The sequence below is a fragment of the Virgisporangium aliadipatigenens genome (assembly GCF_016863615.1).
In the GTDB taxonomy this organism is placed as follows: Bacteria; Actinomycetota; Actinomycetes; order Mycobacteriales; family Micromonosporaceae; genus Virgisporangium; species Virgisporangium aliadipatigenens.
In genome coordinates, this window is record NZ_BOPF01000022.1 from 81,894 (window position 1) to 93,221 (window position 11,328).

Here is an 11,328-nt window from a genome sequence, read left to right on the forward strand (position 1 = left end):
ACGGCGGGACCAGGGCGTTCAAGAAAAATTCAAGGTCGGCGAAAGGACCGCTCCTTACGATTCCTCCGCACCGGCCCGCGCCACGGGGGACATCGCGTCGTGCGCGGACTTCCAGTTGGTCCGACGCGACGGATGGGCCGGTCGGGCTCCCGGCGGCGGCCGGTCCGCTACAACCGGCCGCCGCGGGAACGCCCCTCATCCGTGCACCGACCCGGCGGGCACGCGCAGCGATTCCCACCTCGGGTCCGACCCGTACCGGTTGGGCCCGATGTCTCCGCGGCGCACCAGCCAGACGATCAGCATGATCATGCCGACGATCGGCAGGAGCACCACCACGAGGGTCGCGCCCTCCCGTCCGGTGTCGTGCAGCCGGCGCACCGCCAGGGCGAACAGCGGCAGGGCCTGCACGAGGCCGAAGACCGTCGCGGGCACATCGCCGACGAGGTACGTGGTGAATCCGATGATCACCTGGTTGATCAGGTAGTAGCTCCACAGCTCGCCGCGCCGCGCGCGGCCGCGGTAGCGGAGCACTCCGAGCCATCCGCTCACGTACCAGCGGATCACCCGCATCGCGTCTTCCTTCTCCGGAGGTCCCATGGCCATCGACCGTGCCAGTGGTGCGCGCGGGGCCACCAGACCCAAATGGTTTCTGTGGATAACTACCGGCGAAAGCGTTGATACCGGGCAGCCGCACGCGCGCGCTTGACATCGATCGCGGCCTCCCCGAAGCTCAGGAAAGCGCTTACCTCAGCACTTTGCCACCCCAGGAGGCCACCCGTGCGCAGAGCCCGGACCGTGGACGATCTCGCGCTCGCCGCGATCGCGGCCGCTCTCGTCCTTGCGACCCCTTCCGTCGCCGAGGCGAAACGCGACCGGGCCCCCGGCACCCCGCAGCGGCCCGTACTGTCCACAGTGGAGGCCGCCAGGTACACCCCGTCGGCGTACCTCGACGTCTCCGGCCCCTACGCCGCACCGGTCGCCGACCCGTGGCACCCCGGGCCGATCCGGACCGTCGGCGTCCGGCCCGACGCGGTGGTGCGGCCGGGCGAGAGCGTGCAGGCGGCGGTCAACGAGGCCTACGCGCGGGGCGGCACCGCACGCCGCTACATCGCCCTGCGGCCGGGCACGCACACCGGCACCGTGTTCGTCCCGGCCGGCGGGCCGCCGCTGACGCTGTACGGGATCGGGGACGCGCGGATCGAGTTCGCGATCGACGCGGCCGTCCCGCCGGCGGAGTGGGCCGCACTGGTCAACCCGGGCGGCACCCGGTACGCCGAGGGCGATCCCGCCTGGAGCATGTTCCGCTCGTGCGCCACGCGCACCCAGGCCACCGCCGGCCTGTGCGCCACGGTCGTCTGGTCGCAGGCGCCGGACCTCCAGATCGCCGGCCTCACGCTCACCAACACGCTCGCCGACCTGCCCGGCACGCACCAGGCCCTGGCGCTGCGCACCGACGCCGACCGCCAACAGGTCGAACGGGTGCGGCTGGTGAGCCGGCAGGACACGTTCCACCCCAACACGAGCGACGCCACGCGTATCGCCCGTGTGCTCGTGCGGGACAGCTACATCGAGGGCGACACCGACTTCGTGTTCGGCCGCGCGCAGGCCGTCTTCGAACGCTGCCGGTTCCACGTGGTCTCCACCCGCAAACCGGCCGAGGGCGTCGTCTTCGCGCCGAGCACCACGCCGCTGTACCCGTTCGGGTTCCTGGTGCGGCACAGCGTCATCAGCACCGACAGCGGCTACGACGACGCACCGACCGCGCACCTCGGCCGGGCCTGGGACCAGGGCGCGGGCTCGACCGGGTACGTCCCGGGCGTCTCCCCGAACGGGCAGCTGGTCATCCGGGACAGCGTCATCGGCGACGGCTTCGCCACGGATGCGCCCTGGGCGGCGGCGGCCACCACGGCACGGCCGTTCAGCGGGAACGTCGCACCGGGCCGGAACCTGGACGACCCGGCGTTCAACCGGCTCCACGAGTACCGCAACGTCGGCCCCGGGGCCGCATAGCGTCAGGTGAGGAAGGCCGGGCGGATCTCGGCGCCGACGTTGATCCCGCCGACCACGCGATGGGCGGCGGGATCGACCACCGGGGTCGTGTTGTTGCGCCGCATCAGCTCCCGGATCCCGGGCGGCAGCGGGGCCGGCTCGTCCGGCATGACCGCGCGGATCTGACCCGCCGCGTGGATGAGCGCCCGCACCAGGTCGGCGCCGTCGGGGTCGGCCGGCACGCCGCCGAACTCCCAGCTCGCCGTCACCAGGTCGAGCAGCTCGACGAGCGCGTCGACGACGGGCTGCGGGGCGATCAGCTTCGAGACCCGGTCGGCGTGGTCCCCGAGCGCGCCCGCGGCGGCCGTCAGGTGCACGTACGGGTGCAGCCGGCCGGGCAGTTCGAAGAGGGGGGTGCGCAGTCGGGCGCCGGCGGCGCGCCACAGCACGCGGTAGTTGCGGCGGTCGACCGGGTAGCCGGCGCTGATCTGGGCGCGCACCCCGGCGAACGCCTCGCCGGCGGCCTCCTGCACGAGCCGCGCGGCGACGGCCAGCCCGTCGGGCTCGGTGAGCAGCGGCGTGAGCGCGGCGACCTCGTCGGCGGGACGGGCCCGCCCGTCGGTGCCGAACCGCCGGACCTCGCGGAGCAGCTCCTCCTGACGGGCCGGGTCAAGATCGGAAGGACCACCGCCCCGCCGCCGGAACCACCGCATGTCGCCTCGTTTCCGCAGGGTGCACGAAAGCGGCAAGCCTAACCCACGGATCCGGCCGGGGCGTGGCGCGAAACCGACCGGTGGGGAAGGCTGATGAGATGCACAGGGAACCGCTCGATGCCGTGCGCTCCTACCGGGCCCGCCACGCGTGGCGGGTGCTGGCGGAGTTCCGGGAGCTGCTGGCGCTGTCGAACGTGACGGGTGACCTGCCGGCGCTGCGCCGCAACGCGGCCGCCGTGGCGGACCTGCTGACCGCCCGGGGCGCCCGCATGGAGGTCGTCGAGCACGCCGGCGCCGCTCCCCTGGTCACCGGGCGGCTGGGTACCGGCGACAGGCCCACGCTCGGCGTGTACGTGCACTACGACGGGCAGCCGGTCGGGACGGGCTGGCACTCGCCGCCGTTCACGCCGACGCTGCGCGACGGCGACCGGGAGGTGCCGTTCCCGGGGCCGGGTGACGCGGTGCACGACGATTGGCGGCTGTACTCGCGGGCGGCCGCCGACGACAAGGCGCCGCTGATCGCGCTCGCCACGGCGCTCGACGGGTTGCGGGACGCCGGTGTCGAGCCCGCCGTCGACCTGGTCTTCTGCCTGGACGGCGAGGAGGAGTCGGGTTCGCCGCACCTCGCCGGGTACCTGGACGCGCTGCGCGGACGGCTGCGCGCCGACGCGTGGCTGGTCTTCGACGGGCCGGTGCACCACTCCGGCGCGCCGCAGGTGGTACTGGGCGTGCGCGGGTACTGCGGGTTTGAGCTGACCGTCCACGGGCCGACCCGCGAGCTCCACAGTGGACACTTCGGCAACTGGGTGCCCAACCCGGCGCTCACCCTCGCGCACCTGCTCGCCACGTTCAAGGACGAGCACGGAAACGTTACGGTGCAAGGCTTCTACGATGACACGGCGCCGCCCGGCGACGCCGACCGCGCGGCCCTCGCGGCGTTGCCGCCGGTCGAGGATGTTCTGTTGGAACGGGTCGGAGTGGCCGGCCCCGAGATCCCGGACAGCCGGCTGGCGGACCGGTTGATGCTCCCGTCGTTCAACATCAGGGGTCTGCGGGCCGGTGACGTCGGCGACGCGGCGCGCAACGTCGTGCCCGCGACGGCGAGCGCCTCCGTGGACATCCGGCTCGCGGCGGGCGACCGGCCCGAGCGCATGCTGCGACGGGTGCGCGAGCACCTGACGGCGCACGGCTGCCTCGTCCTGGACCGCGACCCCACCGACGCCGAACGCCGTGCGCACCACCGCATCGTGCGCCTGGACGCGGCGCTGGGGTACCCGGCCGTGCGCACCCCGGCCGGGACCCCGATCGTGCGGCACCTGGCCGAACTGGCCACCGAGGCGGCCGGCGAGGAGGCCCTCACCGTGCCCGGCCTCGGCGGCTCACTCCCGCTGCACGCACTGTCCAGGTTGGACAGTCCACTGGTGATCCTGCCGATCGCCAACGCCGACAACAACCAGCACGCCGCCGATGAGAACCTGCTCCTGCGCAACCTCTGGTACGGCGTGGACCTGTTCACGCTGCTGTTGACCCGTCGTCCGTGATCCCGTCGACCAGGTCGCGCGGCAGGCCGTGGGTGTCGTGCAGGTAGTGGTAGTCCGCCTCGCCCAGCGCCCCGCCGGAACGCCTGCGCTGGCGCGCCACCACGTCGCGGCCGCGTTCCAGGAGCCGGGTGAAGCGCCGCTCCTCCTCGACCAGCGACCGCCGCACGTCCTGCGGGTCGAGCGGCTGGCCGAAGTGGTTCAGCGTGTGCGCGAACGGCTCCGGCGGCAGGTCGCCGAGGGACGCCGTCGGCTCGCCGCGCCACAGCACGGTGAGCGCGCGGCGGATCAGGCGGCGCAGCACGTAGCCGCGGCCGGTGTTCGCGGGGCGCACGCCGTCGCCGAGCACCACCGTGCTCGCCCGCAGGTGATCGACGACGACGCGGGTCGAGTGCGCGTCGAGGTGCGGCCACAGCCGGGAGACCGTTCCGGTCCAGGGCTTGAAGAGATCCGTGTGGAACACCGAGCGCCGGCCCTGCAGCACCGCCAGCATCCGCTCCAGGCCCATGCCGGTGTCCACATTGGACTGTCGCAGGTGGACGAGCCGGCCGTCGGGGAGGCGTTCGTAGCGCATCGTGACGTGGTTCCACACCTCGACCCAGCGCGGGTCCGTGGTGGGTGTGCCGACGGGCTGCGTGTCGCCGGTCCAGACGAAGATCTCGCTGTCCGGGCCGCACGGGCCGGTGGGGCCGTTCGACCACCAGTTCTCCTCGATGGTCAACTCGACGGGAACGCCGAGCCCGCCCCACACCTCGATCGACCCGGTGTCCGGGGGCACCTCGTCGTCGCCGCCGAAGACGGTGACGTGCAACCGCTCCGGGTCCAGCCCGAACCCGTCGGTGAGCAGCTCGAACCCCCACCGCAGGCTCTGCGGGCCGGGGTAGTCGCCGAGCGACCACGAGCCGAGCATCTCGAAGACGGTCAGGTGCGTCGGGTCGCCCACCTCGTCGAGGTCGGTGGTGCGCAGGCAGCGCTGCACGTTCACCAGCCGGCGCCCACCGGGATGCGGCTCGCCCGAAAGGAACGGCGTGAGCGGGTGCATGCCCGCGCTGGTGAAGAGCACGTCGCCCGGCGGCGGGACGAGGGACGTGCCCGTGATGCGGTGATGGCCGCGTTCGCGGAAGAACTCGACGAACGTGCGGACGGTGGTCTCGGTGTCCATGGCGATGCGCCTTCCGGGGTCGGGGACGACCGACGATGCGCGCGCAAGAAGAAACCCGGCGGTCCGTCGGACGCCGGGTGATCGGGGTGTGCGGATCAGGCAGCGGCGGCCGGCGAGCTGGCAGCTCGCGCGGCAGCGGCAACGATGAAGCGGTGATCCACGGGATGAGTGTAACGCCAGTGGCCTCGCCCCGGGAGGACTAAGCGAACGGTTAGCTGTCCAGCGATGGCCACACGGGGGGTATCGGTCGACCGACAGGGGTATTGACGTTCAGCAACCACGCAAATACTTTCCGTTCGTCATGACGTTCCTGGCGTCAGACAGCGAAGCCCCGGGCTAGCCCCCGGGGCTTCGACTATTACCGGGCTCAGGCCGAGTCACACCAGGTAGATGCGCTCGACTTCACCGTCCAGATGAGCCACCCGCAGCACGCCTTCGTTGCGCTCCATGATCGCGTGAATGATCGCGTAGATCTGGAGCGCGCGGTTGACCGAGTCGGTCTTGCTGTAACCGGTCGCGGAACTCACCTGCTCCAGCGCCTGAACCGCCTGCCGGTTCAGGTTGACCGTCATGCGCGTCAACCCGTTGCCCGCCGCACCAACCGCGGGCGGCATGGACGGCGGGCCCAAGCCCCCGTCGGGCAATGCATCTGACCTGACCGCTCCGGACTTGCCCATCGATCGCTCCTCCTGGTGAAGCGTTGAATCAGCCAATATGTCCAGTTTCAATGACTCGACTTCAACTACCCTTCGTAACTACATCAATCGTTACTGGTTACCTTACATCGCTAGCCAGCCGCATGGGCATACGCCAACCGGCCATCCACGATGGAATGACGGATACAGACGAGCGTTGCGTCACACAATCAGGGTCACCGTACTGGCCGAGAAGAAGGTTTCACCAGCTCAACGCAATACTTAAGGATCATTTAGCTTCGCCATACGGCTACGTTGATGCTCTGAGTACACACAAGATGCAGTTGATGACACGCCGACCGACTGCATGAACGCGTGACGAGATCGCCGTCCTGCCGTACGCTACGGATCGTCACATCAAACAAGATCAACGCATGTACCCCACCCTGTCCATTTGAGACGGAGCACGATGGCAGCGCTGCCGGATCAACCCACAGAACTCAACCTCGCGGGCGCCTCCGGTACAGAGGCAGTGCCCTCGCCCGCCGCAGCACCGATCACCATGACGCAGCAGGAGCAACGGCCCTCGCTGCCCACCTCAGCAGCAATTGTTCGGGTCGACCGTGTGTCAGAGCCGAACGGCCTAAGGTTCAGCTGCCGCCTCCACGTTCGAGGCAGCTACACGGGTTCAGAGGGCACCGGCATCAGCTCGGTTCTCTCGTTCTTGATGTTCCTCGCCGCGGTCATCGCATCGGCGTGGTTCGGCGTCGAGGTGGTCTTGCCGCCCGGCTCCTCATTCGCAGCACGGATCGCGGTCGCCGTTCTTTTCGTCGGCCTGGTACTCGGCTGCAGCCTTCCATTTGTCCGCTCAGATCACCGATCCTGACCAGACGAGGACTCAAATGGCCCAGTTCCTGGACGTCATGCTGTTGGACGATCCCACGAGCCCCGGCAATCCCCGCCACGCTGCGCAGCAACTCGCACCACTGCTCCAGAAGATCATCACCGGTAGCTCTCTGAGACCTGATGAGGTCGTCGCGGTCCGAAACAACAGCACGCGGCTGCTGCACAGTTTGATCGACGACATCAGGGACGTAGCTGACCGTCCTCGCGCCTACCTCATGGTTGCTCACGCCGCAGCCCGGACTTTTCGGACCGGCCACTAAGCGAGCGCATGCGGACCACGTGCAGCAGGAGTGCGCCCGATGAGCCCTCACGGCCGCGTCTGGCTGACATTCGATCGGAACCTGAACAGCAGCTGGCACGAACTCTCGACGGTGCTGGACATACCCCCGCACATACGCAACAGATTTCGCGCAGGTCATGAGGCCGGCGAGATTCGCGATTGGCTGGTGGCGCGTGGTCGCCTCGGCGACCTGCCGGAGGCGCTACGCGCTATCGACCGCGACGACCTGGCAACGGTGGTCACGCCCGCCGTTGCTGATCGCACGCTCGATACCGCAGCCCCGGTCGCTCAAGTTGCTGCCCCGGCCCCCCGGACGGTGGGCCGCCGGCCGGCACCGCTTACTGCCGCGTTGGCGGCCGTTGTCATCATGGCCGGCACCGTGCTGACGTCCCAGGCCCTGGCCGACGGCGATCCCACGACTCCGCCTGCTCCGTCGGTTCGGTGGTGCGTTGACCGCGACGTCGACCTTTGGGCGACGTTTCCTGATGACATCCGAGAGTCGGTCCGTACGTATGTCACCTGGCGGATCATCAACATCTCCGACAACGCCTGCACGATCGTCGGGCAACGGACCGTGGAGCTATCGCTTGAGAGTGCCATCGGTGTGTACGTGTGGCGCTCGAGTGGCTGCGACGCTGCGGCACGGGCCACGATCGTGCTCCTCACCCCGAGTCGTTCACATGAGCCGGGAGAGTCGGATTACACGCGGTCATTTGCCTACCAGGAGCAGGGCTGCCGCGCCGATATCGCAACGGGCGACTATGACATGTACGTCGCGTTCGGCTCGAAGAGATCCGGCCCGTTTCGTATCAAGATCAGGAAGGCATGAGGTCGTCAGCAAAGTGCAGACTTTCTCCGGTGGACAGTCGGGCCAGGTTGCGAAGCACGTCCTCCCGGTCGCCGGCCGCCTCGACCATCAGCAGCAGGTGCCGCACTCCCACCCGGGCGGCTTGTTCCAGGCGGCGACGGCAGGTTTCCGGTGAGCCGACGGCGCCGATCCCGATGAGGCTCTCCGTGTACGCGGTGAGGTCCTTCGTGCTCGTCGTCCCGTCCAGGCGCACGTAGTCGCGGGTGCCCGACAGCAGCCGCGGCAGGTGCCGGCGCACCTCCGCCCGGGCGGTCTCGTCGTCGGCGGCGACGTGTGCGAGCAGGGCACCGGCGTGGCCGACGGCCACCGGGTCGTGGCCGTGCCGGGCGGCCGTCGCGGCGTAGCGGGCCAGCAGCGCCGCCTTCTCCTCGTCGGTGGCGTGCATCCCGAGCAGGAGCGGCAGCCCGCGTTCGGCCGCCAGGTCGACGGTGCCGGTACCGGTCGCGGCCACCCACACCGGCAGCCGGCGGCGCGGGCGCGGTACCACGGCCACCTCGCGGAACCGGAACGTCGGCCCGTCCGCGCCGACCGTGCGCGCCCCGGAGGTCCACTCCAGCAGCAGGTCCAGCGACTCGGCGAAGCCGTGCGCGTAGCGCTCGGGGCCGGTCTGGAAGACCTCCAGGTCGACCCAGGGGCCGCCGCGCGCGACGCCGAGGGCGAAGCGGCCGCCCGAGAGTTCGTCGAGCATCGCGGCCTCCTCGCCCAAGGCCACCGGGTGCCGGGTGGACAGGACGGCGGCGGCGGTGCCGACGGTGAGGCGTTCGGTGCGGCCGAGCACGTGCGCGGCGAACGCCACGGCCGACGGGCAGACGCCGTAGCGGATGAAGTGGTGCTCGGCCGTCCAGACGCCGGAGTAGCCCAGGCGTTCGGCCGCGAGGGCGTAGTCGACCGCGCCGGCGAGCCCGCCGGTGTGCGGGGACGCCAGCAGGAACACGTGCAGGTCCACCACGGGCGGAGCTTATCCGAAACGATTCCCATTACCGCCGCCGCCACGCCGGGGCGCGTGCCGCGGGAATGCTACGCGTGCCACGTAACCGCGGCGGAATTACGTGGCACGCGTAGCATTCCGCCAACGATGGGTCGCCGCGACGAGTAGTGCGGTCACGGCTGTCAGGGCGGCGCCGGCACGTAACCCGGCGTTGTAGCCCGCCACCAGGTCGGCGGGCGGGCCGTCCGACGCCACCGCCCCCACCAGCGCGGCCACGCCGACCGCGAGCCCCACCTGCTGGGCCGTCCCGAGCACTCCGGACGCGAGCCCCGCCGGACGGCCGGCCGTGCCGAGCACCGTCGCGCCCACGAACGTCACCCCGAGCCCGAACCCGAACAGCAGCAGCCCGGGCAGCAGGTCCACTGTGGACAGTCCGTCGACGCGGAGCCGCGCGAGGAGCCACTGCGCCACGGCCACGCACGCCAACCCGCCGACGACCACCACGCGCGGCGGCATCCGCGTGACGGCCCGCGACGCCACCGCGCTGCCCACGAACGCCGACCCCGCCGCCGGCGCGATCACCAGCCCGGCGGCCGTCGCACCGAACCCGCGCACCCGTTGCAGATACAGCGTGAGGAAGAAGTCCTGACTCCCCACGACCGCCATGAGAGCGCCGACCGCCAGGGCCGCCACGGCCAGCGACCCGCCGCGCCGGACCCGCCGCGCCACCCGTCCCCCAACCACCCGCACCAGCCGCGACACCCGCGCACCGACTGGAACAGCAAGGCCGACCGGCCGCACCGCCCGCATCCCGGCCGCCCGAGCCGGGCGCGTCCCGACCGGCCGCGGCGCGCGCCTCGGCACCGGCCGCGGCGTGTGCAGCAGCGCGGCGACCGCGAGCAGCAGGGCGGCGAGCAGCAGGAGGAGGGCGTGCCGCAGCGAGAGGGCGAACACGAGCGTTCCCACGCCGAGGGTGGTCAGCACGGCGGCGGGCAGGTCGAGCCGCACCGGCCGGCCGGGCGTTCGCGGCAGCACGAGGGCCGCCACGGCGAGACACCCGATCCCCGGTGGGACGTTCACCGCGAAGACGAACCGCCATCCCACGAGGTCGGTCAGCACCCCGCCGAGGATCAGCCCGGCCGCCGCGCCCGACGCGCCGAGTGCGCTCCACACGCCCAGCGCGCGGTGCCGCCTCTCCCCCTGCGGATACAGGTCGAGCACCGCCGCGAACGCCGCCGACGACACCAGCGCCGCACCGGCCCCCTGCACGGCCCGCCCGGTGAGCAGCACGGCCGGCGCGCCGGCCGAGGCGCAGAGCAGCGACGCGGCCGTGAAGAGCGCCGTTCCGGCGAGGAACACCGGCCGCCGGCCGACCAGGTCGCTGAGCCGCCCGGCGAGCAGCAGCAGCCCGCCGAACGGCACGGCGTACAGCGTCAGCACGTACTGCAGGGAACGTTCGCCGACGTGCAGGTCGGTGCGGATCGCGTCGAGCGCCACCACGGTGATCGTGCTGTCCAGGATCACCATGAACTGCACCACGCACAGGACGGCGAAGGCGCCGGCACGACGGCTCACGCGGTCAGGCCGCCGTCGAGCGCGATCGTGACGCCGTTCAGGTAAGCGGAACCGGGACCGGCGAGGAAGAGCACGGCGCCGGCGACGTCCGCGGCGGTCGCGAGCCGGCGCGCCGGGATCTGGGGCAGCACCTCGGTCGCGACGTCGATGCTCGCCTGCCGGCCGAACGACATGGGACCGTCGAGCACCATGCCCGGGTTGACGGCGTTGACGCGCACGCCGTCGGGGCCGTGTTCCAGCGCCCACGTCCTGGTGAGGTTGTCCAGCGCGGCCTTCGAGGAGTTGTACACCGCCCCGCCCCAGAACGCCTTGACGGTGCCGATCGAGCTGACGTTCACGATCCGCCCGTCGCCGGCGGCGATCAGCAGCGGCAGCGCGGCCTGCGTGAGGAAGAACGCGGCCCGGTAGTTGAGGCCGACGACGCGGTCGAAGTCGTCCTCGGTGGCGTGCAGCGCCGGCCCGCCGACGAGCACGGCGGCGTTGTTCACGAGGATGTCGAGCCCGCCGAAGGTGTCCACAGTGGACTCCAGCACCACCCGGTGGCTGTCGCGTCCGGTCAGGTCGGCGGCGACGAACAGGCCCCGCGGGAGGGATGCGGCGACGGCCTCCCCGAGGTCCTTGCGGCGGCCGACGACGGTCACGTTGGCGCCGGCCGCCGCCAGGGCGCGCGCGATCGCCTCGCCGATGCCGCCCGTGGCGCCCGTGACGACGGCGGTCTTTCCTTCGAGAGTCAT

At 71.3% G+C, this 11,328-nt stretch carries 12 protein-coding genes; 5 read left to right on the forward strand and 7 right to left on the reverse strand.

Features of this window, described 5'->3' with window-relative positions:
• Nucleotides 1-195: 195 nt before the first annotated feature.
• A complete protein-coding gene (locus Val02_RS28025; RefSeq protein ID WP_203902228.1) occupies nt 196-597 on the reverse strand; it encodes a DUF805 domain-containing protein in 402 nt (133 codons plus the stop codon).
• 180 nt (nt 598-777) lie between these two features.
• Between Val02_RS28025 and Val02_RS28030 the strand changes: the two genes are divergently transcribed.
• Nucleotides 778-2,010, forward strand: a complete 1,233-nt coding sequence (locus Val02_RS28030; RefSeq protein ID WP_239153387.1) for a pectinesterase family protein — start codon at nt 778-780, stop codon at nt 2,008-2,010.
• 2 nt (nt 2,011-2,012) lie between these two features.
• Here Val02_RS28030 and Val02_RS28035 read toward each other — a convergent pair whose 3' ends face one another.
• Complete coding sequence (locus Val02_RS28035) at nt 2,013-2,702, reverse strand: hypothetical protein (protein ID WP_203902229.1); 690 nt, start codon at nt 2,700-2,702, stop codon at nt 2,013-2,015.
• Nucleotides 2,703-2,800: 98 nt separating this feature from the next.
• On the opposite strand from Val02_RS28035, the gene Val02_RS28040 reads away from it, so the two are divergent.
• Entirely contained in the window at nt 2,801-4,243 is a 1,443-nt protein-coding gene (locus Val02_RS28040; RefSeq protein WP_203902230.1) for a M20/M25/M40 family metallo-hydrolase, read from the forward strand.
• Here Val02_RS28040 and Val02_RS28045 read toward each other — a convergent pair.
• Nucleotides 4,215-5,402: an alanine--tRNA ligase-related protein gene (locus Val02_RS28045; RefSeq protein ID WP_203902231.1), complete on the reverse strand. Its 1,188-nt coding sequence runs from the start codon at nt 5,400-5,402 to the stop codon at nt 4,215-4,217. The two genes, Val02_RS28040 and Val02_RS28045, sit on opposite strands and share 29 nt — an antisense overlap.
• A 377-nt stretch (nt 5,403-5,779) precedes the next feature.
• Nucleotides 5,780-6,079 (reverse strand): hypothetical protein, encoded by a 300-nt coding sequence (locus Val02_RS28050; protein ID WP_203902232.1) that lies wholly within the window; start codon nt 6,077-6,079, stop codon nt 5,780-5,782.
• 427 nt (nt 6,080-6,506) lie between these two features.
• Here Val02_RS28050 and Val02_RS28055 point away from each other — a divergent pair, with 427 nt between their 5' ends.
• The 3 genes from Val02_RS28055 to Val02_RS28065 are packed head-to-tail and all read left to right on the forward strand — an operon-like array spanning nt 6,507 to nt 8,052.
• Entirely contained in the window at nt 6,507-6,923 is a 417-nt protein-coding gene (locus tag Val02_RS28055) for a hypothetical protein (RefSeq protein WP_203902233.1), read from the forward strand.
• A 16-nt stretch (nt 6,924-6,939) separates the two neighbouring features.
• Nucleotides 6,940-7,203 carry a hypothetical protein gene (locus Val02_RS28060; RefSeq protein WP_203902234.1) on the forward strand — a complete coding sequence of 88 codons (264 nt, stop codon included), beginning with the start codon at nt 6,940-6,942 and terminating at the stop codon, nt 7,201-7,203.
• A 39-nt stretch (nt 7,204-7,242) separates the two neighbouring features.
• Entirely contained in the window at nt 7,243-8,052 is an 810-nt protein-coding gene (locus tag Val02_RS28065; RefSeq protein WP_203902235.1) for a hypothetical protein, read from the forward strand.
• Here the strand turns inward: Val02_RS28065 and Val02_RS28070 are convergent.
• From Val02_RS28070 to Val02_RS28080, 3 genes are all read right to left on the reverse strand, one after another.
• Nucleotides 8,039-9,040 carry an LLM class flavin-dependent oxidoreductase gene (locus tag Val02_RS28070; protein ID WP_239153388.1) on the reverse strand — a complete coding sequence of 334 codons (1,002 nt, stop codon included), beginning with the start codon at nt 9,038-9,040 and terminating at the stop codon, nt 8,039-8,041. The two genes, Val02_RS28065 and Val02_RS28070, sit on opposite strands and share 14 nt — an antisense overlap.
• 96 nt (nt 9,041-9,136) lie before the next feature.
• Nucleotides 9,137-10,594: an MFS transporter gene (locus Val02_RS28075; RefSeq protein WP_203902236.1), complete on the reverse strand. Its 1,458-nt coding sequence runs from the start codon at nt 10,592-10,594 to the stop codon at nt 9,137-9,139.
• Nucleotides 10,591-11,328 (reverse strand): SDR family NAD(P)-dependent oxidoreductase, encoded by a 738-nt coding sequence (locus Val02_RS28080; protein WP_203902237.1) that lies wholly within the window; start codon nt 11,326-11,328, stop codon nt 10,591-10,593. The genes Val02_RS28075 and Val02_RS28080 overlap by 4 nt, the downstream gene beginning before the upstream one ends.